General features: G+C 36.3%; 29 protein-coding genes and 4 pseudogenes. 5 read left to right on the top strand and 28 right to left on the bottom strand.

Annotated features, from left to right (window positions below):
* Positions 1-19 precede the first annotated feature (19 nt).
* The 7 genes from BSO02S_RS18625 to BSO02S_RS18595 form a co-directional block, all read right to left on the bottom strand.
* Positions 20-508: a hypothetical protein gene (locus BSO02S_RS18625; protein WP_066070885.1), complete on the bottom strand. Its 489-nt coding sequence runs from the start codon at positions 506-508 to the stop codon at positions 20-22.
* Positions 509-741: 233 nt separating this feature from the next.
* A complete protein-coding gene (gene rpiA, locus BSO02S_RS18620; RefSeq protein WP_066070882.1) occupies positions 742-1,374 on the bottom strand; it encodes a ribose-5-phosphate isomerase RpiA in 633 nt (210 codons plus the stop codon).
* A 28-nt stretch (positions 1,375-1,402) separates the two neighbouring features.
* Positions 1,403-2,728, bottom strand: coding sequence for a glycosyl hydrolase family 18 protein (locus BSO02S_RS18615; protein ID WP_066070879.1), 1,326 nt, complete (start codon positions 2,726-2,728; stop codon positions 1,403-1,405).
* A 43-nt stretch (positions 2,729-2,771) separates the two neighbouring features.
* Positions 2,772-3,395: a sporulation-specific diadenylate cyclase CdaS gene (gene cdaS / locus BSO02S_RS18610; RefSeq protein ID WP_066070876.1), complete on the bottom strand. Its 624-nt coding sequence runs from the start codon at positions 3,393-3,395 to the stop codon at positions 2,772-2,774.
* 36 nt (positions 3,396-3,431) lie between these two features.
* Positions 3,432-4,754: a glycosyl hydrolase family 18 protein gene (locus BSO02S_RS18605; protein WP_066070873.1), complete on the bottom strand. Its 1,323-nt coding sequence runs from the start codon at positions 4,752-4,754 to the stop codon at positions 3,432-3,434.
* A gap of 135 nt (positions 4,755-4,889) precedes the next feature.
* Complete coding sequence (locus tag BSO02S_RS18600) at positions 4,890-5,375, bottom strand: hypothetical protein (protein ID WP_066070869.1); 486 nt, start codon at positions 5,373-5,375, stop codon at positions 4,890-4,892.
* A gap of 14 nt (positions 5,376-5,389) precedes the next feature.
* A complete protein-coding gene (locus tag BSO02S_RS18595) occupies positions 5,390-5,875 on the bottom strand; it encodes a CBO0543 family protein (RefSeq protein ID WP_066070866.1) in 486 nt (161 codons plus the stop codon).
* A 314-nt stretch (positions 5,876-6,189) separates the two neighbouring features.
* On the opposite strand from BSO02S_RS18595, the gene BSO02S_RS18590 reads away from it, so the two are divergent.
* Positions 6,190-6,816: a hydrolase gene (locus tag BSO02S_RS18590; protein ID WP_169802771.1), complete on the top strand. Its 627-nt coding sequence runs from the start codon at positions 6,190-6,192 to the stop codon at positions 6,814-6,816.
* 74 nt (positions 6,817-6,890) lie between these two features.
* On the opposite strand, the gene wrbA (BSO02S_RS18585) is transcribed toward BSO02S_RS18590, so the two are convergent.
* Positions 6,891-7,505 carry an NAD(P)H:quinone oxidoreductase gene (gene wrbA / locus BSO02S_RS18585; protein ID WP_066070863.1) on the bottom strand — a complete coding sequence of 205 codons (615 nt, stop codon included), beginning with the start codon at positions 7,503-7,505 and terminating at the stop codon, positions 6,891-6,893.
* 57 nt (positions 7,506-7,562) lie between these two features.
* On the bottom strand, positions 7,563-7,991 hold the full coding sequence (locus tag BSO02S_RS18580; protein ID WP_066071012.1) for an organic hydroperoxide resistance protein: 429 nt from the start codon (positions 7,989-7,991) through the stop codon (positions 7,563-7,565).
* A 252-nt stretch (positions 7,992-8,243) separates the two neighbouring features.
* On the opposite strand from BSO02S_RS18580, the gene BSO02S_RS18575 reads away from it, so the two are divergent.
* A complete protein-coding gene (locus BSO02S_RS18575; RefSeq protein WP_066070861.1) occupies positions 8,244-8,996 on the top strand; it encodes a threonine/serine exporter family protein in 753 nt (250 codons plus the stop codon).
* Positions 8,997-9,015: 19 nt separating this feature from the next.
* Entirely contained in the window at positions 9,016-9,441 is a 426-nt protein-coding gene (locus BSO02S_RS18570) for a threonine/serine exporter family protein (protein WP_066070858.1), read from the top strand.
* Positions 9,442-9,596: 155 nt separating this feature from the next.
* Here BSO02S_RS18570 and BSO02S_RS18565 read toward each other — a convergent pair whose 3' ends face one another.
* From BSO02S_RS18565 to BSO02S_RS18520, 11 genes and pseudogenes are all read right to left on the bottom strand, one after another.
* Positions 9,597-9,872 carry a hypothetical protein gene (locus BSO02S_RS18565; RefSeq protein WP_066070856.1) on the bottom strand — a complete coding sequence of 92 codons (276 nt, stop codon included), beginning with the start codon at positions 9,870-9,872 and terminating at the stop codon, positions 9,597-9,599.
* Positions 9,872-10,585: a pirin family protein gene (locus BSO02S_RS18560; RefSeq protein ID WP_066070853.1), complete on the bottom strand. Its 714-nt coding sequence runs from the start codon at positions 10,583-10,585 to the stop codon at positions 9,872-9,874. Before BSO02S_RS18560 ends, BSO02S_RS18565 begins: the two co-directional genes overlap by 1 nt.
* A gap of 186 nt (positions 10,586-10,771) precedes the next feature.
* Positions 10,772-11,326 carry an NADPH-dependent FMN reductase gene (locus BSO02S_RS18555; protein ID WP_066070850.1) on the bottom strand — a complete coding sequence of 185 codons (555 nt, stop codon included), beginning with the start codon at positions 11,324-11,326 and terminating at the stop codon, positions 10,772-10,774.
* Positions 11,327-11,559: 233 nt separating this feature from the next.
* Complete coding sequence (wrbA, locus tag BSO02S_RS18550) at positions 11,560-12,171, bottom strand: NAD(P)H:quinone oxidoreductase (protein WP_066071009.1); 612 nt, start codon at positions 12,169-12,171, stop codon at positions 11,560-11,562.
* A gap of 112 nt (positions 12,172-12,283) precedes the next feature.
* A complete protein-coding gene (locus tag BSO02S_RS18545; protein ID WP_066070847.1) occupies positions 12,284-12,640 on the bottom strand; it encodes a DoxX family protein in 357 nt (118 codons plus the stop codon).
* Positions 12,613-12,816 (bottom strand): annotated as a pseudogene (locus BSO02S_RS26535) (alpha/beta hydrolase); the annotation flags it as partial. The pseudogene BSO02S_RS26535 and the gene BSO02S_RS18545, both read right to left, overlap by 28 nt.
* A 521-nt stretch (positions 12,817-13,337) precedes the next feature.
* Positions 13,338-13,655: an iron-sulfur cluster biosynthesis family protein gene (locus BSO02S_RS18540; RefSeq protein ID WP_066070845.1), complete on the bottom strand. Its 318-nt coding sequence runs from the start codon at positions 13,653-13,655 to the stop codon at positions 13,338-13,340.
* 100 nt (positions 13,656-13,755) lie between these two features.
* Positions 13,756-14,769, bottom strand: a complete 1,014-nt coding sequence (locus BSO02S_RS18535; protein WP_066070842.1) for a pirin family protein — start codon at positions 14,767-14,769, stop codon at positions 13,756-13,758.
* An 89-nt stretch (positions 14,770-14,858) separates the two neighbouring features.
* Positions 14,859-15,836, bottom strand: a complete 978-nt coding sequence (locus BSO02S_RS18530) for a ring-cleaving dioxygenase (RefSeq protein ID WP_066070838.1) — start codon at positions 15,834-15,836, stop codon at positions 14,859-14,861.
* 74 nt (positions 15,837-15,910) lie between these two features.
* Positions 15,911-16,855, bottom strand: a complete 945-nt coding sequence (locus tag BSO02S_RS18525; RefSeq protein ID WP_066070836.1) for a ring-cleaving dioxygenase — start codon at positions 16,853-16,855, stop codon at positions 15,911-15,913.
* 84 nt (positions 16,856-16,939) lie between these two features.
* Positions 16,940-17,377: a MarR family winged helix-turn-helix transcriptional regulator gene (locus BSO02S_RS18520; protein ID WP_066070833.1), complete on the bottom strand. Its 438-nt coding sequence runs from the start codon at positions 17,375-17,377 to the stop codon at positions 16,940-16,942.
* Between the two features lie 151 nt (positions 17,378-17,528).
* On the opposite strand from BSO02S_RS18520, the pseudogene BSO02S_RS26530 reads away from it, so the two are divergent.
* Positions 17,529-17,734: pseudogene (locus BSO02S_RS26530) on the top strand (guanine deaminase); the annotation flags it as partial.
* A 216-nt stretch (positions 17,735-17,950) separates the two neighbouring features.
* On the opposite strand, the gene BSO02S_RS18515 reads toward BSO02S_RS26530, so the two are convergent.
* The 8 genes and pseudogenes from BSO02S_RS18515 to BSO02S_RS26520 all read right to left on the bottom strand — a co-directional run.
* On the bottom strand, positions 17,951-20,605 hold the full coding sequence (locus BSO02S_RS18515; RefSeq protein ID WP_142303772.1) for an Ig-like domain-containing protein: 2,655 nt from the start codon (positions 20,603-20,605) through the stop codon (positions 17,951-17,953).
* Between the two features lie 266 nt (positions 20,606-20,871).
* Positions 20,872-21,021 carry a hypothetical protein gene (locus BSO02S_RS27235; RefSeq protein WP_157081484.1) on the bottom strand — a complete coding sequence of 50 codons (150 nt, stop codon included), beginning with the start codon at positions 21,019-21,021 and terminating at the stop codon, positions 20,872-20,874.
* 84 nt (positions 21,022-21,105) lie between these two features.
* The gene (gene arsC / locus BSO02S_RS18510) at positions 21,106-21,537 is read right to left on the bottom strand and encodes an arsenate reductase (thioredoxin) (protein WP_066070830.1); all 432 of its coding nucleotides are present in this window, start codon (positions 21,535-21,537) and stop codon (positions 21,106-21,108) included.
* Positions 21,538-21,552: 15 nt separating this feature from the next.
* Positions 21,553-22,851 (bottom strand): arsenic transporter, encoded by a 1,299-nt coding sequence (locus BSO02S_RS18505; RefSeq protein ID WP_066070827.1) that lies wholly within the window; start codon positions 22,849-22,851, stop codon positions 21,553-21,555.
* An 18-nt stretch (positions 22,852-22,869) separates the two neighbouring features.
* Positions 22,870-23,217: an ArsR/SmtB family transcription factor gene (locus BSO02S_RS18500; protein ID WP_425320388.1), complete on the bottom strand. Its 348-nt coding sequence runs from the start codon at positions 23,215-23,217 to the stop codon at positions 22,870-22,872.
* Between the two features lie 221 nt (positions 23,218-23,438).
* Positions 23,439-23,927, bottom strand: coding sequence for an arsinothricin resistance N-acetyltransferase ArsN1 family A (locus tag BSO02S_RS18495; protein WP_066070821.1), 489 nt, complete (start codon positions 23,925-23,927; stop codon positions 23,439-23,441).
* 73 nt (positions 23,928-24,000) lie between these two features.
* The gene (locus BSO02S_RS18490) at positions 24,001-24,465 is read right to left on the bottom strand and encodes a MarR family winged helix-turn-helix transcriptional regulator (RefSeq protein ID WP_066070819.1); all 465 of its coding nucleotides are present in this window, start codon (positions 24,463-24,465) and stop codon (positions 24,001-24,003) included.
* A gap of 566 nt (positions 24,466-25,031) precedes the next feature.
* Positions 25,032-25,214 (bottom strand): annotated as a pseudogene (locus BSO02S_RS26520) (DapH/DapD/GlmU-related protein); the annotation flags it as partial.
* On the opposite strand from BSO02S_RS26520, the pseudogene BSO02S_RS26515 reads away from it, so the two are divergent.
* Positions 25,194-25,328: pseudogene (locus BSO02S_RS26515) on the top strand (MerR family DNA-binding transcriptional regulator); the annotation flags it as partial. The pseudogenes BSO02S_RS26520 and BSO02S_RS26515 overlap by 21 nt on opposite strands.
* Positions 25,329-25,373: the final 45 nt, after the last annotated feature.

Below are 25,373 nucleotides of genomic sequence, written 5' to 3'. Positions count from 1 at the left end.
GGAATCAGAAAAAAAATTATCAACAAGCTATCTTTTTCGCAATTTTAACATCTAGATTAGGAACGTTTAATAATCCTTCTAACACTGAAAGTTTTGCCTTATGTTCCTGGATTTCTATATCACTAACAACGTTTGCTTGTTTATTATTATAGATCATTTGCCTTACTAATTCCTTGAATTTTGGAGATTCAATTAATAAATAACCAATTAGTTCGATTGCAGCCTGCTTTTCCAGTTCATTCTTAACTGCAAAGATACTTTGTTGATCCGGATCAAATACAACGATCGATTGTAAATCCTCTGTAATTCTTAAACCAAAGTAGCTTTTTTTCGTTCCGTAAAATTCATTATTCCGTATCCGCATTAAATCTACGCCAACCATCATTTCATAATAAGGAATGTTCTTATTTGGATATTGAAAACCACTAAGTTCAATGTTTGAAATTTCGTCAATAAATATTTCCTTTTCAACCTTAGTTTGGATAACCTTTGATTCTAACAAGTTCATTATAAAGACCTCACCTTTTTATTTTTCTATATATAATAAAGTTTTTAAACGAAAAGTAACAAGTGTATAAAAAGTAACTTTGTTATATTTAATATTATAGTTAATTAAGGTGAATAAGTCAATTACCTAATTTTTACTGCCCTCTAGCACTATATAGAAAAAATCATAAACCCCTTCATGTAAATCATGAAGGGGTTATACTCGTCCATTAATGCTAATGCTCTTTTCTCTATTCAAGTAATTACTTTTTCGGCCATTCCAACAAAAAGTCCATTTTCGACAACACCCGGGGTCAGATTCAAGTTTTTCTCAAGTTCACCAGGTTGGCCTATTATGGGGAATTTGCAATCAATAATATAATTACCATTATCGGTTAAAAATGGGATCCCATTGTTTTGCCTTAGCTGTGGGCTACATCCAAAGTCTTGGATATGTTTCATCGTCATTTCATAGCCAAAAGGCACCACTTCTACCGGAAGTGGGAATGACCCTAATTTATTTACCCTTTTGTGGGGGTCGGCTATAACGATAAAAGATTTAGCTGCTTTTGCGATAATTTTCTCTCTTAAAAGGGCACCTCCTCCTCCTTTTATGAGATTAAAATCATCATCAACTTCATCTGCGCCATCGATTGCCAAATCAATTTGTTCTATTTCATTAAATGTAACAAGTGGGATTCCTATTTGTTTTGCCAATTTCTCCGTTTGGTTTGAAGTTGGAATCCCTTTAATAGACAGTCCCTCTTCAACCAATTTTCCAAGCTTAGTAATGGTATGAAATACAGTAGACCCCGTTCCAAGCCCTACTACCATACCATCTTTCACATATTCTACAGCCTTTTCTCCAACCACTTTTTTATCATTCAAGGATTTTTACCTCCTTTTTTTGGTACCATTAATACACATTGAATTCATCTAGTATCATTTCCTCGGTCTGAGGCATAGTTAGACCAAGGTGCCAGCAGCCCATCCCCGCTAATCCATATTGTCGAATAACACGGAGTTTAACAAGCAAGCTTCGCGGGTCTTCAAACCACACTTCATGTAACTTTCCTTTGTTGTCAACATAACGAAATGATGGGGCAGCAGCATTTTCATCATAGTGAATCGGACTTTGATATCCAGTATATAAGTCAATTGCATGTTGGGTTGAATATGCAGAGCCAGAACGCTTATTACTCCCTATTACCCAATCATACGCATATTGCGGAATTCCGAGCATCAGCTTCGATCTATCAACAACTGAGACAGCATAATCCAGCGTGGCTTTGACTCTGTCTATTGGGGCAATTGGACCAGAAGGCCCTCCTGGCCAATGCCAATCATATGTCATCAAAAACATTTTATCCAGATTTTTCCCCAGCGTTTTGTAATCATAGGCTGTGGAATAGGATGGGACCCGATCTCCTTCTTTTGGCGGAACGGCCATCATAACTTCCATTCCTGCTGGATGAAGCTTTGCAGCTAATTCTTTAATAAACAGATTGAGGTTTTCTCGATCTTGCGTTTTCACTTGTTCAAAGTCAACGACAATCCCTTTGTAATCATGACTATCTAAAAGGGAATAGATATTATTAACCAGCTTTTTCCTTAACCAAGGCGTACTTATTAATCGATGAGTAAGATTTGGATCAAACCCTTTTTCACTTAAATTTGTCATTGTAGCATATGGTGAGAGGTTCTCCTTCCAAGCAATCTTGTGAGCCTGGTTTTCTGGTGTTTCAATGATGTTGCCTTGTTCATCGGAACGATACTCAAACACGAAAATACTTGAAAGGGTCTTTTTATAATTATTCAGCATCCAAGCGTTGGTATTCTTATCTTTTGGAACAAAATAGGTTCCGGTCCATACATTCATTTTTGGAGGGCGAGGAATACTTAATTTCTGGCCGGGCACAATGACACGACTGTTTAAATGATTTTGTTGCATTAATGTTTCTTCGCTAATGGCATGACGATTAGCAATCGCCCATATACTGTCACCCGCTTGTACAAAATAAGTTGAACCAGGTATTAACATCGCCTGGCCAAGGACTAATTGGCTATTCTTAGCTAAACCATTTAGTTTAGCAAGTTTATCTCTGTCAATTTTGTATTGTTTTGATATTTTGGTAAGGCTATCTCCTGACTTCACTTCATGGATGACTTGAGCGTAAGTCAATATAGGAGTCATTACTACCATATAAGCTGCAATGATCAATATCAATAAATTCTTAGCCATAAAAATCCTCCTGAAAAAATTTTTCTTAACCCTTTTAGATACTTTAGAACACAATTTGTTGTGTCGTGTTAATTGGATATAATTTTCCGTTTAAGGCAAATGAAATTTTACCTGTTTCTTCAGAAACAACCAGTGCAAGAGCATCACTTTGTTCCGATACTCCTATAGCAGCACGGTGACGTGTGCCAAGTTTTTTTTCTGTAATCATCTTAGTTAATGGAAGAATATTAGCTGCTGAATAAACTACGTTACCTCTGATTAATACTGCCCCATCATGCAGCGGGTTACCCGGATAAAAAATGGATTCTAATAACTTTGGTGTTACCATTGCACCTATAGTTGTTCCCTTTTGGATAATGTTGTCAAGAGAGTCACTTCGTTCAATTACAATCAACCCACCATGTTTACGTTTCGATAGATGCTGAGCTGTAGCGGTTAAATCCTCATATGTGTCAGTAAAGGACGATAAATAACAATTTAAATAAAAAGAGGCCGCCATTGATTCAATTGAATTCAGCTGTTCTTTAACATCCTCTAGACTTCCCAGAACACAATAGTTTTCGTTTCCGAGTACTTTTAAATTTGATTGGAGTAGTTGAATTAGGTGTTGAATTCCATCTTCTAGATTTTGTTTCATTGGTGAAAAATCGCAATTTTGACTGTCCATCTGTTTCCCTCCATCTACTGTTTTTTCCTTTTAAACCTATTGAATAGAAAATTCCTCTTTTACGATCTCCTCTGTTTGTGGCATAGAGGTACCTAAATGCCAGCATCCCATTCCTCCTAAACCAAATTCCCTAACAAGCCGAAACTTTGCAAGAAGACTCCTTGGATCTTCAAACCATACTTCATGTAACGTTCCATTTTGTTCTACATATCTAAACCAAGGTGATCCTGCCTTTTGATCATAATTAATTTGACTTTCATGACTCATAAACTGATCAATTGCTCGTTGTGTAGAATAGGAGATTCCCGTCCTTTTTCCTGCTGTAACAGACCAATCATAGGCATATTGTGGTATGCCAAGCATAAGTTTAGATCTAGGGGCTGCGGACACTGCATATTTTAGTACGGGGCGTATCTCGCTTATAGGAGCAATAGGGCCCGACGGACCACCCGGCCAATGCCAGTTATAGGTCATTAAAAACAATTGATCCACGTATTTTCCCAGCGTCGAGTAATCATAGCCACCGTAATATGCAGGCATTTTATCCCCTGTCATAGGAGGCATAGCCATTAAGACCTGCATTTTCGAACGATGGAGTTTTTCGGTCAATTGTTTAATAAACTGATTTAAGTTCTCCCTGTCTTGAGGTCTAACCATTTCAAAATCGATAACAATGCCCTTGTAATCCTGGCTATCCAGCAAAGTATAAATATTATTTATGAATGATTTCCTTAAATTCGAGTTACTCAGTATCTTGTGAATAAGATTTGGATCATATCCTTTTAAACTAATGTTTGTTACAGTAGCATAGGGAAATATATTCTTTTTCCACGCAATCTTATGAGCCTCGTTCTCATTTACTTTGATAAGCTGCCCTTTCTCGTTTGGATGATAATCAAAAACAAATAGACCAGAGAGTGTATCTTTATAACTTTCAATCATTTTTGTATTCGTAGTTTTATCCTTAGGAACATAGTAGGTTCCTGCCCATATTTTCATTTTTGATGGACGAGGCATGTATAATTTTTGTCCAGGGATAATAAGTGTTCTTTGCAGGTGATTATAATTCATTAATTTTCCTGCACTAATTGCATGGCGATTGGCAATTTTCGCTATGCTGTCTCCAGGCTGTACCATGTATGTTGAACCAGGAATTAACAAAGCTTGTCCCAATACTAAATGCGCATCCTTTTTTAATCCGTTAATTTCTGCAATCTCTTCTACTCTTGTGTTGTATTGAATGGCGATTTTACTTAAAGTGTCCCCTGCTTTCGTTTCATGTATGACTTGGGCATAAGTAAGGGAAGGTTTATTGAAATACATTAAAAGGAACAAAAACACTAAAATAGTCCTGAACATAAATTTTCTCCTTTTACATTATTTATTAATAGTATTACTTGGTTGTTCGATTAATATAAAAAGGAAAGTTAAACCAAAAAAACCAGCTAATGTGCCTCAAAAATAAAGAGCCCATGTAGATAGGCTCTTTTGAAATCAAGAAGGTCTCCCACTATAATTAGTTTTAGAAGAAATTTTTATTAATATATAACGAATTATAAATCCAATTCCTAACCCAGGTATCAAAGACAATATAGGAAGCCAAATAGGACCAAATGATATACCGAAAAACACTTTTGGAGAGTACATAAGACCTACTGTGACAAAATAGGCTCCAAAAGCAAATGGGACAAACGATAACCGAGGATTCTCACCTTCCGCATATTTATAGGCATCATACATAGCAAACATATAAACACATGGATAAAACATAAGCCATTGGTAATCAACCACTCTGGCAGCTTCATTTATCTTCCCAAGAAAACTAAACATGATCGCTTGATTAAATAAACTGTTTACATTAATGATGAATTCTAAAAGGATAAACAAAACTCCTTTTAAAAGGTGACCATTTAAAAGTTGACCAAAACCTGGAAAGGCAATACTCCAAAGAATTGCTTCTAACTTATTCGTTTTATTCATAATATCAACCTTTATTATTCGGTTATATTTTGATTACCCTTTATTTTATCTAACTTTTTTATTAATCCCACCAAACCTCTAATCGTAAATAAAGTAAAACTCACACTCCCGAATGTATGGAATGGTGACCATTTTTTCCATTTAAATAATCTAGAATTCTTTTCAAAATACCACTGACCGATACTCATCGGAACACTGAATGCTAAACTTTTTAATAAAATTTTTCCAAAATTATCATTATAGGACATTTTCACCCAAATAACACTTAAAATAGGAAAAAACAACATATCATAAATAATGTTAGTTTTGAAAATTTTCCCAAAGGGGCGAACTGGATATTCAATTTTTTTGGTTCCGACAACATAAGCATCAACCAGAGTCGCAAGAACCCCTTTCGAGAAAAAAATAAGAAGATTTTCTCTCATTTTTGGACCTCTAAATAAGAATGGCAGGGCAACTACACACAAACCAGTAAGTAAATTTAACAACTTTTTCTCCATAAGATATCATCCTTTTTTGCATTATTATTTTTAAAATTACCTTAAAAAAACTATTTATACCTACTCTAAATTGTTTGAAAGATATATTAGCAAGAGTAATTCACTCCTTATTGTCTATATGCATATACTTTGATGAATTTAATTTTATTTGTCCCGAAAATAATGGGGGTATTAACTTGAATCCTGCTGTTTATTGGTGCCCAATTTGTAGAAATCAGTTTTATGGTATTCCTTCCGCAGTCCCTCGAAGTTCAAAGAGTACCACAACAGGCCGCCGTTCCCAGTATTTGCTTACTCCGACTGACCATATTCTGATGTTAACCGACCATCAACCACAAATGGTTTTTTCAGTCCAATCACATGATAGTGCAGTTCTACGCAACAATATCGCCGGATTAGCAAAAACCGCAAAATTATTCAGTATCCCTACTATATTGACATCAATAACCGCGGCAACTTTCAGCGGTAAAACTTTATCGGAAATCCAATCAGTCTTTCCTGATCAAAAACCTATTGATCGAACAACGATGAACGCATGGGAAGATCCAAGAGTAGTAAGACAAATCAATGCATATGGAAAAGAAAAAATAGTCATCGCTGGTATGTGGACAGAGGTGTGTTTGCTCGAACCGGTTTTGAGCGCTATCTCTGACGGCTATGAGGTGTATTTTGTCACGGATGCCTCAGGTGGGATGAGTAAAGAGACCCACGATATGGCCGTTATACGTATGACACAAGCTGGAGCACATCCACTCACTTGGCTGCAATATTTGCTAGAATTACAACGTGATTGGGCTATTAAAGACACCTACAATGGAACACTCGATATTGTTAGGCAGCACGGGGGTTCTTACGGATTGGGTGTCATTTATGCTAATGAGATGTTTGGGACTCATTACGTAGGAAAAGGGATTAATCATTTTGCTGAAGACCATTATTAGTTTTGTATTAAAAAATCTAATGTCTAAAAATAGAAAAACTAATCGAAGTTTCCGATTAGTTTTTTATTAAAAAATTATTGATTAGCTTTTTTTACCCATTCTGCAACTGTAACTGTACGTTTTGCTTGGTGTTTAACCGCTGCCTGAACATCTTCTATCATTTTTCCATCTTGACCAACTGAAACGCTTGTTCCATATGGGTTACCACCTGCACCAAATGTAACTGGATCAGTATAACCAGGAGCAGCGACAATTGCACCCCAGTGATACATAGTCGTATAAAGTGATAAAATGGTTGCCTCTTGACCGCCGTGAGGGTTTTGTGCGGAAACCATTGCACTTACAACCTTATTCACTAGTTTTCCATTAAACCAAAGACCGCCTGTTGTATCTAGGAATTGTTTCATTTGTGAGGGCATATTACCAAAGCGAGTTGGTACACTGAAAATTATGGCATCTGCCCATTCTAAATCACTAAGTGATACAGTTGGTACGCATACTGCAACTTCCTCAACATAGTTTTTCCATGCAGGATTGGAATCAATAACAGATTGAGGAGCTAATTCTGGTACTTTTAAGACCTTCACCTCTGCCCCAAACTCATGTGCCCCCTCTGCAGCCCATTGAGCCAATTGGAAATTTGTACCTGTTGAACTATAGTAAATGATTGCAAGCTTTACCTTTGACATAGTTTTATTTCTCCTTTTCTTTTATGTATAAAAATGGTCCAAACTGCCGAATCCGTATTATTCAATAACCTCTAGAGTTACGTCAATATTCCCTCTTGTTGCTTTTGAATATGGGCAGAATTCGTGCGCCTTATGTACAAGGTCTTCTAAATTTTCTTTTTCAATACCAGTTCCTTTTACTTGTAACGTTACAGCAATTTTATATCCTTGATCATCTTCATCGTTTAAGAACCTAACATTTGCTGTTACTTGTGATTCGAATTTGATATGTTCTTTCCTAGCCATATGTTGTAAAGCTCCATCAAAACAAGCGGAGTATCCAGCAGCAAATAATTGTTCAGGATTTGTAGCATTGGGTAACTCTTTCGCTCGAGGAGATCCTGGCATTGCTAGATCAAATTTTATATTGCCATCACTCGATTCAACTCTGCCTTGTCTTCCTCCTACAGCTGTTGCTGATGATGTAAATAAGGGTTGTTGGGTCATTGTTTTGTTTTTCTCCTTACTCGTTAAGTTTTCATTTTTTCCATGTTTATTATTTCCTTCACTTTTAATTGATATCCCGATTAAGGAATACAAATTAGTAAAAACTTAAACCAATCTTCTAGTTATTGGCAGGCATTTACTCGTCAATATTTAATGTTTTTTTCAATTATTTACCTTCATTAGCATTGAGCATTTCATATCCGTATTGGACACCTTAAGAAGGCACTTACTTTACCACAGGAGCGAAGAACGATGTATTATAGGAAAGAAACGAATCAAATTGATGAAGTATGTTTACTAGCTGGAAAAATTATGTTACAAAGTGGGGCTGAGACCTATCGAGTGGAAGATACTATGATGCGGATGGCTAGGTCTTTTGGTGGCAATGATCCCCAATGCTATGTTACACCGACCGGAATTATATTTTCTTTACATGGTGCTGAGAAAACAAAATTGCTAAGAATAACCAAACGCACAACGAATTTAAACAAAGTTATCATAGTAAACAATATTTCTAGAAGCATTAGTAAGGGTAATATCTCAGCAGAAGAAGCTTACAAAATGTTAATACAAATTGAAGAGGGAAATCCTCAGTATCCCTTGTCTATAACCATTGCTTCAGCTTCTATAGCAAGCGGCTTTTCCTTAATTATGTTTAATGGCGGATGGAATGACTTTTTGTCTTCATTCATTATAGGAGGGTCAGGTTTTTCATGCCTAATATATCTTGACCGATTACTGAATATAAAGTTCTTTGCGGAATTTTTAGCGTCTCTTGTAATTGGACTAATGTCATATTTTTTTATAAACATTGGTGTAGGCCATGATCTATCAAATATTATCATTTCTTCAGTTATGCCTCTAGTCCCAGGCCTTCTAATTACCAATGCGGTAAGGGATTTAATGGCAGGACACCTCGTATCCGGCTTATCAAAAGGTGCCGAAGCATCCTTAACCGCATTTGCAATTTCCTCAGGCATCGCAATCGTTTTTTCACTTTTTTAATGTGAAAGGAATTATCAAAATGATAGTACAGATTTTAACAAACTTTATTGTTTCAGGAGCATTTGCAGTAATTTTTAATGTTCCACTAAATTCTTTATTACAATGTTGCTTGGTTGGTATGATAAGTAGACTTTTACTTATTTTGCTGGATAGCAATAACATTGATGCAGTCTTGGCCACTTTAACTGCAACATTTTTTATCGGTATAATTAGTCAAATATTTGCAAAGATTTATAAAATGCCGACTATAGTATTTACCATTCCAGGAATAATACCTTTAGTTCCTGGTGGTTTAGCGTATAATGCAACAAGAAACTTTGTTGAAGATCATTATGACTTAGCTATTCAGTTTGCCGCGAGAGCATTAATGACAGCTGGTGCAATTGCTGTTGGGCTTGTTTTATCCGTGGCCCTTACTCAAATCTTAAAAATAAGAAAGGCCTAAAATCATATCAGAATCCATATTAAAAGTCAGTGTTTTTGCAAACGAATATGACGGTGGCAAAGTAGATTCGTACAGTCATATTCGTTTTTTATATTTTCTCCTGATGAGGTATTAAAAAGTGCCCTTTTTTTCTATTTCTATTGATGCAACTTCTTTCATTGAGTCGGATAGACAGTTTTATGATCAGCAAGGATCATCAATTGTTTTTCCTTAGATTGAAAATTAATTTGTGCATCAGAGGAGTAATACCAGATCTTTTCGTTTTCCTTTACTTCAAATATATTTAACTCATCCTGAAAATCCAAAATTCCCGAAGCGATTTCCACATCAACAGGCAACGAGATCAACCAATGGTGGTCTTTTTTTTCAATAGTGTATCTATTAGTTTGACATAGCAATCGGCTGCCTATAGAATGACGAATCATCAACATTAAAATTCGCCTCCAGGTAAATCAATTAATAAAAAGAAACTATCTTTATTTCCCTGAATGGTAATTTCATGGGTGTCAGTGATTCGAGCTGCGTCCCGGGACTTTAAAATGGAATCCTTATTTATTGATATTTCCCCCTCTATATTAAAGACATAAATCTTCCTGCCTGTTTCCTGTCGAAAGTTAAGTGTCTTCTTGTCTTCTAGCTTTGATAAGTAAAGGGTTAAATCTTGATGGATTTTAGCCACCCGATCTGAGCTGGTACGGGATATTACCGGTAATAAGTGATTATGTAAGTGTTCAATATCATATGAAATGTCTTCATAGGACGGGATTAGCTTCTTTTCATTCGGTAAAAACCATAATTGTAAAAATTGTACTTCTTCCTGATTGGACGCGTTAAATTCGGAATGAAGCACACCAGTTCCAGCACTTATACGCTGAATATTTCCACGACTAATAATTCCGGAATTTCCTAAGTTATCTTCATGTTTAAGCTGTCCCTTCAATACAATAGAAACAATTTCCGCTTCACGATGTGGATGAATCCCAAAGCCTTTTCCCGGCTGAACGGTGTCGTCGTTAAAGACACGTAACGGACCAAATTGGATATTAGATGGATCATAATATTCACCAAAGGAAAAACCTAGATTACTCTCCAGCCAATCATTTTTTACTGTGTAGCGTTTACCTGCAGGATAAAGTTCAATCAACTTTTTCCACTCCTTAGCTTAAATTTATTAAAAGGTTTTCCAGCGTTATTAATTAGTCATTAATTCTTTCTTCCAAAACAACAAAAGTTGGAATATATAACCGGATTTCTTCTGCTATATGCTCCAACTTTTTCTTACTTCTGCTAGAGATCATTTCATATTCTTTGGTTAAATAGTCAAAAATTTTTACGATTGAAATTTCTTAATCAAATCAACAAATGCATCTGCGAAAGATTGTAAGAATTGAACAGTTTTTTCATCTTTAATTTTGCCGTTTTCATCTAATAACGCAGCAACATTGCCAATATAAGCTTCCGGCTGTTGAACGATTGGCATATTTAAGAACACAAGTGATTGACGTAAATGATGGTTTGCACCAAATGCGCTCAAATTACCAGGAGATTGGCTGATAATGGCTGCCGGTTTGGCATTCCATACACTTGCTCCATATGGACGGGATCCTACATCTAGCGCGTTTTTTAATACAGCTGGAACAGAACGATTATATTCAGGAGTTACAAATAAAACAGCGTCGATTTCTTTCATCGTATTTCTAAAGGCGGTATATTCTGCTGGAACATTGTTTTCATCATCAAAATCTTGATTATATAAAGGGAGATTTCCGATTTCTACAATTTCTGTTTCATATCCTTTAGGAAATAAAGCAGCAACATTAGCTGCAATCTTTTTAGAAAAAGATTCTTTACGCAAACTACCAAGTAAAATTCCAATTTTCGGCATTTAACATCTTCCTTTCTTTCAACTAATATTTTTAATTCGAGATAATTGTAACCAAGATAAATTTTATTGTCAAAAAAAAGCATTCCGGACAGATAATCTTTATTATTGGTTTCTATTTTTCTTCGCAGATATAAGGCGTCGTCTGAACTATTATGGTATCGGGTAAAAATTAAAGCTATTTTACGGTATTTATAAAAAGAGCTAATCAAGTTTTACTTGATTAGCTGGTAAAATTATTGATTTGCTTTTTTAACCCATTCTGCAACTGTAACTGTACGTTTTGCTTGGTGCTTAACCGCTGCCTGTACATCTTCAATCATTTTCCCATCTTGACCAACTGTAACACTTGTTCCATATGGGTTGCCACCGGCACCAAATGTAACTGGATCAGTATAGCTAGGAGCAGCAACAATTGCACCCCAATGATACATTGTTGTATAGAGTGATAGTATTGTTGCCTCTTGACCGCCATGTGCGTTTTGAGCTGAAGACATGGCGCTCACAACTTTATTTACAAGCTTTCCATTAAACCAAAGACCACCGGTAGTATCTAGGAATTGTTTCATTTGTGATGGCATATTACCAAAGCGAGTTGGTACACTGAAAATAATGGCATCTGCCCATTCTAGGTCTTCTAATTTAACCTCTGATACATCCTTTGTTTTTTCAACTGTAGCTTTCCAAACAGGATTTCCTTCGATAGCGGATTGTGGAGCTAGTTCAGGCACTTTTAATACTTTTACCTCTGCACCAACTTCTTTTGCTCCTTCTTCGGCCCATTTTGCTAATTGATAGTTTGTACCACCCATGCTGTAATAAATCACTGCTAATTTTACATTTATCATTTTTTCTATCTCCTTATCAGATGAATTTCCAAATAATTTAGATAAAAATCCCACGATAATACACCATCCTATTATTTCCTCATCTAAAATTTACATTCATTTATTAAGCAACTCATTTGAACTCATTTGAATCTTTTTGGAGAATCAATTGGCTAACTGATAATAGTTTGCTTCCATTGATTACAAGATAAACTGCCATTGCTAAAAATGCTAAATCTAATTCATATCCAGCCATTTGACCATTTCCTAATAAACCAACCGCAAGTTTCACCTTTAGTGTGGCTCCTATCATTAGTAGTACAAACAACGCAGATATAAATCTTGTTGCTAATCCAACAATTAACGCGACACCACCCACGATTTCGAGCAAAGCAACTCCATATGCCATAAATCCTGGTAATCCCATGCTTTCAAACCATCCGACAATATTTTCGATTCTATTTATTTGATCATTACCGTACGATACCAAGTCGCAGCGGCTTCTACTTCTTGCATTGTTAATTGATGACCTCTATTTTCTACCTTTGCATTTGCATTTTCTAATAACTCTTGTAGTTCAGCCGATTCCATTGGAGAGCAGATTGGATCATTTGTCCCAGCAGCAATAAACACATTTTTACCCGATAAATCAGGAAGTTCAATTCCCGCAATAAAGTATACGAAGGCTAAATTATTTTAAAGAGGCATGCCTTTTCCTCTATCTATATTTCAACAAATTTCTTAATAGCTTTATGATGAGAATCCACTTATTCCAAGGAATACTACGTTTTCAAACAATCGATTGGTTAACTTTAAAAAAACTAATCAAATGTTTGATTGAATTCGGCAAATGGGCTTATAGATAAGGATTTAATCCTTAAAATTAGATAGAATCCTGTCTGAAATAAGATTCTCCCTTATCCTTTTAAGCGCAACCGTGCCGAATAACAGTTCTTTTCCGCTCATATTACACACTTCGACAAGCATCCCCAAATTTCCGTATTAACTAAACGTTTGGTTACAACACTCCATTTCTCTTCTGCCGCTTGGCTTTTTCCTTGGAAATTGATAAAAACAATGTCGATAACCGTTAGTAGCAAAGTTCTGTTACCAACGAGTTAAACATGATTTATTTTTCAGTTATATTCATTGTTAACAATGATTTAAACCTATATTTCTATTTGCTTTTACATAATAAACGACATTCTTCCATTTACGATTTGCTGTGGGCTTTTTAACTGAAAACTATTAACTGAATCCGAATAATCAATCGTTAAATCATCATCAAAATTAATCATCTGTGATTTCTCCATTATCACTGGACGATAGGATGTTTCAAATAGAACGTCTTCAGTTTCATCCTTTGATGAAATGAACAACAAAGTAGGTACACCTGCCCCACAGGCAAGCCCATCAGTTACGTATTGAATTTTAAGATATCCCTTTTGATCCCCAATCTTTTTGTTCAGTTCTTCTGCTGCGCTTTTTGTAATGGTCACTTTCATTTGACACACCTCCCCTAATGTTGTTCCCAGTGAGTTAAAATTTTTTCTAAAAAGGCAGCATTACTGCTGCCTTAACTACCTTACATTTAATGAATAGTGGTTACCTTTTTTCAACTCTTCCATCCTTATAGCTCGCAAATCTTCCTGACTCACGCTTATTTACAGGATCTGGACGGTCCCACGGCCAGCCTCCAAATTGTGTATTTTGATAATCCCTGAATGCATCGCGAATTTCCTGCTCAGTATTCATGACAAACGGTCCATAGGATACGACAGGTTCTTGTATCGGCTCACCCTCTAGGAGCAGCATATAACTCTCGGATGATCCATTTTTAATCGTAATTTCCTGATCACCAGCAAGCTTTACACGATGGTACGTTTCAATTGCTGTTTCGTCTATATTTAGTCTATCTCCCTGATAATAGTATATATTTCTCGTCAATGTCGCTGAAACTGACGGCAGGGTGAAGACTGCTTCCGGCTCCATATGAATAAGGTAGATCCCCACATGATGATTTTTATCGTTTGCCCAAGAAGCAGAGTTTGATTCCAAACTAGACTTGCCCATCGCACTTCCGGCAATCAGTCTTACGGTCGTTTTCTGTCCATTCGCTGCAGCCGATTGTACTTCCGGTATATCCTCAGCCCATAACATTTTATATTCAGGATCAGCGAATTTATCTTTTGCAGCTAGATTGAGCCATATCTGAAAGAATTCAAGTGGATTGCCTTTGTCCTGATGGACGAGAGGAAACATTTCAGTATGCTGGCAGCCCTTTCCTGCTGTCATCCATTGAACATCCCCATTCCCAAATCGTCCTGTGGATCCATATGAATCAAAATGATCAACCAAGCCTTCAAGAACGACTGTTACCGTTTCAAAACCTCTGTGGGGATGTACAGGAAATCCTGGAACCGTTGTGCCATGATACATTCTAAAACCATCACGCAACGTAAAATCCTCGCCAAGATTTCTGCCTTCCAATGAAACGTTAGGACCCTGCTGGTCATTTCCTGAAGGATACGCATCTTTATGATGTACTGTCATAAGGAACGGATCTTCTGTCTCCCATGGAAATCCTAATTTTTGTATTTTCATGATTTTGCTATTCACTTCTATTTCTCTCCTTTAAAAGCCACCCAGTCGTGGAATTATTTCGATCTTTAAATCTGAAAATAGCTGTTTGGTTGAATATTTCACCTTTATTCTTTGATGAATTCCTTAGTGCTTCTCACTGTATCAATTGGGCGAACTAACTTTTCTATTTGTGCACGTTTAGGCTCTAAGAATGGAGGTAAAGATAATTTCTCCCCAAGTGTTTCATAAGGTTCATCTCCCATAAAACCAGGACCATCCGTGGCAAACTCAAATAAAATTTGTGGTGCAACTCTTGTGTATAATGACTCAAAAAAGTGACGGTTTACATAACCGGATGAATGGAATCCAAAACTATTCATCCGTTCAATCCATTCTTCTAAAACAGCGCGATCCTCTACACGGAATGCTGCATGGTGAACCGTCCCAAAACCTTGTTGGGCTTCAGGAAGAATGGCATTATATTCTACAATGACCGAGGCACCATTCCCGCCTTCTCCCACTTCAAATAAATGGAATGATCCTTCTTTATCTGTCTCTTTAAATAGTAGGACTTTTTCCATCATTTCTTTAAAGTAATCAAAGTTCGCAATACGGACAAAAATGGGCCCTAAACCGGTAATTGCATATTCCAGTGGAATGGGACCTTTTTGCCATGGTGTTCCAGATTCCACCCCTTTGTTGAATTCATCTGAAATCAATTGATATTGCTGATCATCAAAATCAACGAAAGAGAGAGTTTTCTTGCCAAATTGCTCTTTAATTCCAGTGTGCTTGACTTCTAAACGATCAAAACGTTTTACCCAATACTCTAATGCTGCATCACTTGGTACTCGGAAAGAGGACTTTGAAATCTCGTTTGTACCATGTACACCTTTCGGAATGCCTGGGAAGTCAAAGAACGTCATGTCTGTTCCTGCACTGCCTTTATCATCAGCAAAGAATAAATGATAGGTTTGAATATCATCTTGATTGACTGTCTTTTTAACTAACCGCATTCCTAAAACATAGGTGAAAAATTCATAGTTCTTTTCTGCACTACTTGTAATAGCTGTTACATGGTGCATTCCTTTTAGTTGGTTCATTTTATTTTCCTCCTAGTAAATTCATAATTAATAGTAAGCTTGGTTTGATTAATGTGATCCTGTTCGTTTGTTAATTAATATTCCTCAATGGGCTTTAGATTTTCTTCAATTTCAACTCTTCGGTCTTCTAAAAATGGTGGTAAATCTAATTTTTCACCCAGTGCTTCGATGTCTCCATCAATTGTGAAGCCTGGCCCATCGGTTGCAATTTCAAATAAAATCCCGTTTGATTCACGGAAATATAGGCTCTTGAAGTAGAAGCGATCCACTATGCCAGATGAATGGAAGCCACGTGCTCGTACTTGCTCTTCCCAAAAGATAAGCTCTTCTTCGTTTTTTACACGAATGGCTAAATGATGAATACTGCCACGGCCTGGTTTTTCAGACGGACCGTCTAAATATTTCACGACGATTTCTCCAAAAACTTCTCCTTTGATTGATTGAAAAATCGCTTCGTCATCTGTACGGCTTATCTCTGTATAGCCAAACATGTCTGTAAGTGTGCTTGCAAGTTTATCAAGTCTTCGTACTGTCATTTCCGTAGTGCCCATTCCTTGAATTTGATGCTCGGCAGGGACTTCGGATTTTTCCCAGGTTTGCCAGTGCACTACTTTCGCACCGTTTGAGACAAGTAGTACCATTCGTAAACCTTCAGGATCCTCGAAGTGTAATGCTGGATGATTGGCATACGTAGTAATGCCACTTTTGGTTACACCGTGTTCCTCAAAACGTGCTTTCCAATAGGATAAACTTGCTTCTGATGGTACGAGTAAACCAATTTTTGTGATGGCATTTGTACCACGGTGTGTATGACCAACTAGTGGAATTTCAAAAAATGAAAGTTCAGTACCTGGGCTACCTGTTTTATCTCCGTAAAATAAATGATACATCGACGGATCATCTTGGTTCACCGTTACTTTCACACGACGTAAACCAAGCACATGTCGGTAAAAGTGATTATTTTGACTTACGTTTTTTGTAATCATTGAAATATGATGATGTCCTGGAATTTTATTCATAGATTATTCCTCCATTCTCAATTTACTAGTCAAGTGATGAATAAAAAATTAATAACATAGCATTTTACCACAAGTAAAAGGTTCTTAATTTTCTAATTTATTTTCGGTATGTTTTTGTAGCTTAGTCATCAGCTTGTATAGTGTTTTTTGCTCATCCTCTGTTAAGCACTCATTTACAATGGACGTTTGAAAGGTAAGTTGGTGTTCAAAAACTTCATGCATTTTATCTTCCCCTTTTGAAGTAAGGGCAATCCATTTGGTTTTCCAGTCCTGCTTGCGCTGTATATATCCCTCTTGCTCAAGTCGAGTGAGCATACGTGAAATTCCACCTTCCGACACGGTTACTTTAACAGCAAGTTGGCTTTGCATTATAGGCTGATAAGTCGAAACCTGATTTAATACATCAAACTGTGCAGCCGTAATACCAAACTGTTTTAAGAATTCATTCGATAGTAAATTACTTTGATGTGTAAAACGAGCAATACGCAGCCAAATTAGTGAACCAAGTGTATTTTTTATCAATATGACTCACTTCCTTTCGTTACTATCACTTTACACCTCAAGTGAGGAAAACGCAACAAAAATATCTCGAATTAAAAGTATTTTGGGTGCATCCCTGAATTTTAGGGAAATTGATTAAAATGATGTCGATAACCGCTTGACTTTTTTTTCAAGTTTAAGACTGCCAATCGGTCGATTGAAAGAAAACTATGCTTGGGATGTACAAATTATCGATACAACCGCAGCATCTGTAAAACTTCCTATTTTCCAAGCAAATGTAGATTTACATGATGTTTTTCAAAAGATCATGTATCTTGCTCGACCAGAGAGCATTCGTGAGGTCTGGTACAAGGCGAAAAGGTTCATTCACTTATGTAGTGCATGAGTCCTAAATGAAACATTTTTCTTATGAAAACAAGAGACTGTTTTGAAGAACCATTTTTCAAAACAAGCTCTTATAAGAGTTTTATATTAAAAATAATGACGAGCTCTCACAACAGCAGATTAAAAAAAAGGTTCAGTCCCCGCTTCTTTAAAGTAGCGTGGTACTGAACCAAAATTTGGGTAAAACTTATGAATAGTAAGCGATTGTCGTTATTTTACTTTAACGGAAGCAGCTTTACTCTTATTACCAGCCTTATCTACGGCGTAAATCGTTAAGCGTGATCCTTTTTTCTGGACTTTCACTTTGACAGAGTAGTTCCCTTTTTTATCAGCCACTGCTTTGCCTGCAAAAGCTTTTCCATTATACACATAGACAGTTGAGCCAATTTCCGCTTTTCCTATTACTTTAGTTGATTTAAAAGTTACTGTTTTTACGGATGGTTTAGCAGGAGCGGTCTTATCGATAACCTTTACGCTCTTTACCTTGCTTACATTGCCAGCTTTATCGGTTGCCGTCACCTTAATTTCTACTCCGGCACGTTGCTTGGCAATGTCAAATTTATAATTGCCATTTTTATCAGCGGTGGAACTCTTTTGATACTTTCCATTAATATAAAGCTTCACCGTTGCACTTGCTTCTGCTTTGCCTGTTACCGATTTCGCTTGATCTGTTACTTGATTAACTGAAGGCTGCGCTGGAGCGGTTTTATCGGCAACTTTTAAAATCTTTGCTGAACTTTCATTTCCAGCTTCATCCGTCGCAGTCACTTTAATCTCTACTCCAGCAGGTTGTTTCCCAATGGTAAATTTGTAATGACCGTTTTTATCGGCAGTGGTGCTCTTTTGATATTTTCCATTGATATAAAGCTTTACTGTTGCATTTGCTTCTGCACTTCCAGTTATGACATTTGCATTGTCAGTAACTTGGTTAATTGTTGGAGCTTCTGGTGCAGTGAAATCTGGCATATTTGTAAATGATGGTAGACCTGCGATATAACCAATACCACCTGTTTTATTAATGCCAATTTCTTTTTCCATTTCTGCTAATAAATCTACTTTATTAACAGCAGTAATGTTGTAACTTTCCAATCCATCTCCAGGATGTTGGAAATTACTCATGATATAGGAGAAACCATTACGATCATCTGCTGCGAACAAGCCAGTGGCTTCTGCACCTGCAGGGTTTGATAAAATACGTGTTAACTCTTTCGTATCTACATTATATGCCCACACATAGTTATTCGTATGACGGCCGCTATCTTCACCGATAAATAAGGTTCTCATTTCTTCAGAGTAGCTCAGGTTATCAGGATTTGCTACTGTATCCACATTAGATGTATTTCCATAAGTATCTGCTGCCGCAAGGTCTTCACCGACAACTAAACCTGACATGGATGTCGCTACATATTTACTAAGAATGCCTCTACCATTATTATCTTTTTGACTTCCTTGTAAATCTAATTGATACGTGACACCTGACTTAATCTTTGGCAATTGAATATGATCTGTAGGTGCAGTCCCTGTGCTATCTTTTTCCATGGCGCCACTTTGGTCGGAAATAGCGATATATACCTTTTGATCTTTGGAGTTATAAGTAACACCTTCCATTTTGTTGAATTCAGTTGTAGCACCACGGTAGGCTGCATAGCGGCGAGATTCTAAAAATGCTGCTGCTTTTTCCATTCCAGGCTTAAGTTTTACATATTCTACTTTACTATTGGTATATTGTTTAATCGCTGTATAGCCGTCTTGTGGCGTATCAGAAGAATCAAAGATATCACTGTATTTAATGCCGTCATCAATGATTGCCTTAAGTTCTTTATCATTGGCATGACCTAGCTTGATCCATTCTAAATTACCTGCACCGCCATTTTCTGTTCCTGTTTGGACAAATTTCGCTGCATATAATGTACCAGCTGATAAATCCTCTGCTTTATCGGCTACATACATGAACAAACCTGTGTTTCCGCCGTCATCCCCAAAGTAAGCAGTACGGTTATCTGGCATCATTTTCATTAATTCATGAGAAAAACGGCCAAGACTGTAATGTTTTTCTACTTTGACTTTCCCATTTTTCTTCACTTGGATTTCTGGAACGTAGCCATAGAAATATGGGTTTGCTTTTGATTTATCCCCAAAGTAAAGCTGAGAAAAGCTTTCCACTTGGGTTCTTGCTTGTGAACTTGGATTAAGTTCAAAGCTGCGAGCATCTGGCTCATATTCTTCCGATCCTAAATGAGTATTCCATGGTGAAAGGGACCCATTACAAGGAATCCAAAGTCCATTCACATCAGAAAAATCAATTTTCTTTACTTCTTTTGCTTTCAGTTCACCAGTCTTCTGATCTTGATCCATTGTTGTTAATGACATCGAAGCAGGCACAATACCGTAAGCGGATTTACCAGCCGCATCTAATGTCTGATATTCATAATGTGTTACCATGTATAGCTTGCCGTCAATTGGATTTAATAAGCTGTTAGAATCCGGTGCATCCGAAACAAATGGTGTTGGTTTTTCAGGAACACTAGTATCCATGATTGGGTCACCATAATAATCAATCGGAGTTCCTGCTGGAATGAATTCGCCGTTGTTGATCGCTACTTTATCTTCTGATTTGAATAACCGTTTGTATGATAGTGGGAATGTTTTTACCTTTCCATTACTGTATTTTACATCAACAGTGGCAGTTGTATATGTATCTACCATTTGGTCAATTGTCGTTGGTGCAGACATTCCATTAAATTTAACAGAGTCAATCTTTACTTGACTATTTCCTGCAGCTGCCGCAGGTGTGAGGGCAGGAATGGTTAAAGCCAAAGTTAAAGCGAAAGCAGTACCTTTTTTACCGATTCTCTTCTTATTCATTTGATATCCTCCTAGATATATATTTTCCTATTATCTACCAAACACAATGAATATTAATTGCTTACATGTTTAAGAATAATTCTTTATTATTAATTAAGTGTTAATCGATTGTAAAGTTTTCCTGTGAATTTATGCTGATATTTGTAAAAATGAAAATGTTTTCGTTTGTATTAATAAAAAGAATAAAAAGGACCTGATCCAAGAATTCGGATCAGGTCCTATGTTTCCATACATAGCATATTACAATAAATAAAAAGAATCGATTTTTACATATTTCGAGAATCCGATACTACTTCCTTCACTTTATTACGTTTTAAAGCAGTACCAAGTATGACAATCATGCCTGCTAAAAGCATTAAGACAAAGACAGCTATACCCTTCACTCCGACTAATGAAAGCACAGCCGAAATCATCATTGCGGGATCATATATTTCTACTTTTTTAAATAATACACATCTCCTTTAATTAACAAGTCCCTGAGTAATAGAATGTCTCATGACTTAACTTACTGATAAATCCCCTGTATCAGCAAATAGCTTTATTCGTTCACCAATTTCGTCACGGACACGTTGAAATACTTTCCACTTTTCTTCTTCTGTTCCCTCTGCCTTTGCCGGATCATCAAATCCCCAATGTTCTCTTTTTACATGAGGGGGTGTCATCGGACACTTATCTGCAGCATCACCGCATAGTGTCACCACTAAATCTGCATTGTTCAATATCTCTGGGTCAATGATATCTGATGTTTGTTTGGAAATATCAATACCGACTTCATTCATAGCCTTTACTGCATTTGGATTTAAACCATGTGCTTCAATTCCTGCACTTTTAACTTTCCATTCATCTCCAAGATGTTGTTTTGCCCATCCTTCAGCCATTTGGCTTCTGCAAGAATTTCCAGTACACAAGAAGTAGATCGTCTTTATTGTCACAGTAATTCTCCTTTTTTAAAATAGAGTAAGTGTTAGGTAAAGACCTAATAATGTAATAAATAGGATTGGAATTGTAAGAATAATACCCGTTTTAAAATACGTTCCCCATGAAATTTTAACCCCTTTTTGGGACAACACATGAAGCCATAATAATGTAGCTAGTGAACCGATTGGTGTTATTTTTGGCCCTAAATCAGAACCAATTACATTTGCATAAACCAGCGCTTCTCTGATAACACCGGAAGTATTTGTATCGGCAATTGCTATTGCGTCAATCATCACTGTTGGCATATTATTCATAATCGAAGACAGGATAGCCGCAATGAATCCCATTGAAATCGTGCAAATAAACAAACCTTGTTCTGCTCCTGCTTGAATGACGTTTGCTAATACATCTGTTAATCCTGCATTTCTTAACCCAAATACAACTACATACATCCCAATCGAGAAAAATACGATATTCCATGGAGCACCTTTAATAACGGCTTTCGTATTAACAATGTCACTACGACTAGCCATAAAAATAAAAAATATAGCAATAGTTCCCGCAATAATGGATACTGGTATGTCGATAAATTCGCTAATAAAATAGCCAATTACCAATAAACCTAGGATATACCATGATAAGCGAAACATTTTTAAGTCTTTAATGGCCTCTTTTGGTTCCTTTAATTTTGATAAATCGTAATTTCTAGGGATACTTTTTCTAAAGTAAATTAACAATACCGAAATCGTCGCTATCAGTGAAAATAAGTTTGGAATTATCATTCGTGAGGCATATTCCACAAATCGGATACCAAAGAAATCTGCAGATACTATATTTACTAGGTTACTTACAATAAACGGAAGTGACGTCGTATCAGCTATAAATCCACTTGCCATAATGAAGGGAAATATCATTTGTTCTTTAAATTTTAAGTTTCGTACCATTGCTAGTACAATGGGTGTTAGAATTAATGCCGCACCATCATTTGCAAATAAGGCCGCTACAATTGCACCTAAAATACTGATGTAGACAAACATTTTTATTCCATGTCCTTTTGCTACCCGTGCCATATGTAATGCTGCCCATTCGAATAATCCAATCTCATCTAATATTAATGAAATGAGGATGATTGCGACGAAAGATAACGTTGCATTCCATGTAATGTCAATTACTTCAAAAACATCACTAAACTCCACTACTCCTACTAATAAAGCTAAAACAGCTCCTCCACAAGCTGACCAACCAATATTTAACCCTTTAGGCTGCCATATCACTAAGATGAGAGTTGCAATAAAGATAATAAGAGCTAAAATAAGTGTTCCTGACAAAATGTAAACCTCCCAATTTTAACAACAAGAAATCCGTTTCCCTCGTTTTTCCAAATCCTCTAATTTATCTTTTTGGCAAGGTAATTGATTAAGAATCTGAGTAACAAATGGATAATAAACATTATTCTTATTAATTGAGTAAAAAACCCACTGTCCCTTTTTCTCCTCTTGAACCAATCCCATATCTTTCAACCTTCTTAGATGTTGGCTTATAGCCGGTTGAGTCATTTGAAATATCTCAACAAATTCACATACACAACATGCTCCCTCATCAAGAATTTTCATCATGGTAAGCCTAGTTTTGTCTCCCAATAGTTTAAGTATTACAGCAACTTGTTCTATTTCAATGGTCGTTTTCAATTTCACACCTCACTCTTCTATTTTAAATAAGTCCTTGCTTATATAATAATTAACTTATATATATGTTTCAAGGTTTTTTTCTTCAATGGTTGTTTGCAGCACTTTTTCCTATAACTATTTGCTTATGTATTAAAGTAAAAGACACTTTTCAAACTTACTTTCCATTCTCTTTTAGCCCCTCATAGGCATTGATAAAACGTCCAAATGAACTGTTCCCAAGTGTTTTTTTATAATATTTTTTCCATCGCCATAACATCTACAAATTCGCCATCAAGAATACCTTGATTCTTAAATACACCAACTTGGCGATACTGCAATTTGTTATATAACCCTTGACCTAAAAAGTTAAATGGGAAAGTAAATAAAACCAACTTATAAAAATCATGATTCAATGCTTCTATTTCAAGTTGTTTCAGTAATTTTTGACCCGCTCCCTTTCCTCTAAAGTCCCGATGGATATAGACCGAAATCTCCCCTACCCCCTTATAGGCTTCTCTAGGATTATAAGGACTTATGGCTGCCCATCCAATGATTTTTCTTTCTTCATTCTGTGCAACTAATCCAACGTATCTTCCTTGATGATGATTAAACCAAGAATGGATATAATCTTGATCTTTCGTTCCAATTTCAAGTGTAGCAATCCTGTCCTCTATTCCTTGATTGTATATATCAAGGACTTCCATCAAGTCTTTCTTTTCGACCTTTCTAATGATCATTGAATATACCCCCTTATAATTGCTATTAACAATACTTGATAAAGTCAAATATTATTCAAAAAGAAACCACTATTTATTTAGTGGTACAACATCCAAGTCCAGATCCTTCATTCTTCTTCATGGCACTCAATAAGATCTGTAAGCTATCTATAACCTGGTCCTTTTTATCAGGTGAAATTAGGCCTAATATCTGCCCTATATATTGAATCATTTGATCAGAGATTTCGATTGCTTTTACTTGCCCTTTTTCAGTAAGTGATAAGACGACATAACGTCTATCGTTAGGATCAGACGTTCGGGAAACATACCCTAATTCCACCAATTTATTGATTTGCCTACTTAGCATTCCGGTATCCATTGATAATTTCTCAGCCAGATCAATCAAAGATATGCGAGGGTTTTTATCCAACTCATATATAATGTGACTTTGCAGAACTGTTATTCCGCAACATTCTGAACCTTCACGCTGTAATAAACCAAAATCACGAACTAATTGTTGGAGAATTTCCCTAATCTCAATTGCTTCTATAGATCTCATCTTTCAGTCACCTCACAGTAAATGATATTCACAATAATTGATTTTGTCAACTATTGTATTCTAAATTTTTTTAACTGCACAACAGCCAATAACAAAGGTCCTCGAAATTAAAAGTCAGGGACATTAGAATGTTCTTTTATTATCTTGATAAAAAGTTGGTTTTTCCCTTTTCACTCGCTCATAACCCTCAATAGGGGGAATAATCAAGAGAAAAGGAAGGAAACATTGCAATTGTAGGATGATGTAATGGTTGGAAGAGACCTGAAATAAAGACCGAAACCCTAAGGGTTTATACAGTGAGAAAAACAACAGAAAAGAGGAATTTCATTGGTACCCTAATTTTCAGTGAAGGAAGAATTAGAAAGTCAGAAATTGCACGGGGAGGAAGTAGGTCCAGAACATCCGTCTATTTCTACTTTTCTTGCCTATCATTAGGACAAATGGCTTTCTCCATCAATCAATAGGATGATTGCTTTAACAGAGGGGCACTCCAAAAATTGGGGATAAAAAAGGGAAACAGAAGAATAGAAACAGAAATATCCTCCTTTCTCTACTATTACTTGTAATTACTTTAAATTATTATCAATGTCTTTTATAACTTTTGCTGGCACTCCTGCAACAACAGTATTTTCTGGAACATCCCTAGTGACAACCGCTCCTGCCGCAACAACAGAGTTGTCGCCAATTGTCACACCTGGTAGTATTGTTGCGTTTGACCCAATCCATACATTATTACCAATAATAACTGGAGAGGGAAAAAATTAAATCTCACTGTATATGCTTTACGTTACTACGACAAGGAGGGCCTAATGCCTTTTGTAGAACGGGCACCTAGCGGAACACGTTTGTTTAAAGAATCCGATAATGTTATCAAAAAAAAGACCCAACCCTAAATTGGATTGAGTCTT

This window comes from Neobacillus soli NBRC 102451 (assembly GCF_001591665.1).
Taxonomy (GTDB): Bacteria; Bacillota; Bacilli; order Bacillales; family Cytobacillaceae; genus Neobacillus; species Neobacillus soli.
Note: the sequence above shows the minus strand (reverse complement) of the source record. Positions and strands in the feature narration are given on the sequence as shown.

Coding starts and splice junctions, on each gene's coding strand:
- BSO02S_RS18625 (WP_066070885.1), bottom strand. CDS start 508: ATGAACTTGTTAGAATCAAAGGTTATCCAAACTAAGGTTGAAAAGGAA.
- BSO02S_RS18615 (WP_066070879.1), bottom strand. CDS start 2,728: ATGGCTAAGAATTTATTGATATTGATCATTGCAGCTTATATGGTAGTA.
- cdaS (WP_066070876.1), bottom strand. CDS start 3,395: ATGGACAGTCAAAATTGCGATTTTTCACCAATGAAACAAAATCTAGAA.
- BSO02S_RS18605 (WP_066070873.1), bottom strand. CDS start 4,754: ATGTTCAGGACTATTTTAGTGTTTTTGTTCCTTTTAATGTATTTCAAT.
- BSO02S_RS18600 (WP_066070869.1), bottom strand. CDS start 5,375: ATGAATAAAACGAATAAGTTAGAAGCAATTCTTTGGAGTATTGCCTTT.
- BSO02S_RS18595 (WP_066070866.1), bottom strand. CDS start 5,875: ATGGAGAAAAAGTTGTTAAATTTACTTACTGGTTTGTGTGTAGTTGCC.
- BSO02S_RS18590 (WP_169802771.1), top strand. CDS start 6,190: ATGTTAACCGACCATCAACCACAAATGGTTTTTTCAGTCCAATCACAT.
- wrbA (WP_066070863.1), bottom strand. CDS start 7,505: ATGTCAAAGGTAAAGCTTGCAATCATTTACTATAGTTCAACAGGTACA.
- BSO02S_RS18580 (WP_066071012.1), bottom strand. CDS start 7,991: ATGACCCAACAACCCTTATTTACATCATCAGCAACAGCTGTAGGAGGA.
- BSO02S_RS18575 (WP_066070861.1), top strand. CDS start 8,244: ATGTATTATAGGAAAGAAACGAATCAAATTGATGAAGTATGTTTACTA.
- BSO02S_RS18570 (WP_066070858.1), top strand. CDS start 9,016: ATGATAGTACAGATTTTAACAAACTTTATTGTTTCAGGAGCATTTGCA.
- BSO02S_RS18565 (WP_066070856.1), bottom strand. CDS start 9,872: ATGTTGATGATTCGTCATTCTATAGGCAGCCGATTGCTATGTCAAACT.
- BSO02S_RS18555 (WP_066070850.1), bottom strand. CDS start 11,326: ATGCCGAAAATTGGAATTTTACTTGGTAGTTTGCGTAAAGAATCTTTT.
- wrbA (WP_066071009.1), bottom strand. CDS start 12,171: ATGATAAATGTAAAATTAGCAGTGATTTATTACAGCATGGGTGGTACA.
- BSO02S_RS18540 (WP_066070845.1), bottom strand. CDS start 13,655: ATGAAAGTGACCATTACAAAAAGCGCAGCAGAAGAACTGAACAAAAAG.
- BSO02S_RS18530 (WP_066070838.1), bottom strand. CDS start 15,836: ATGAACCAACTAAAAGGAATGCACCATGTAACAGCTATTACAAGTAGT.
- BSO02S_RS18525 (WP_066070836.1), bottom strand. CDS start 16,855: ATGAATAAAATTCCAGGACATCATCATATTTCAATGATTACAAAAAAC.
- BSO02S_RS18515 (WP_142303772.1), bottom strand. CDS start 20,605: ATGAATAAGAAGAGAATCGGTAAAAAAGGTACTGCTTTCGCTTTAACT.
- BSO02S_RS27235 (WP_157081484.1), bottom strand. CDS start 21,021: ATGATGATTTCGGCTGTGCTTTCATTAGTCGGAGTGAAGGGTATAGCT.
- BSO02S_RS18495 (WP_066070821.1), bottom strand. CDS start 23,927: ATGATCATTAGAAAGGTCGAAAAGAAAGACTTGATGGAAGTCCTTGAT.
- BSO02S_RS18490 (WP_066070819.1), bottom strand. CDS start 24,465: ATGAGATCTATAGAAGCAATTGAGATTAGGGAAATTCTCCAACAATTA.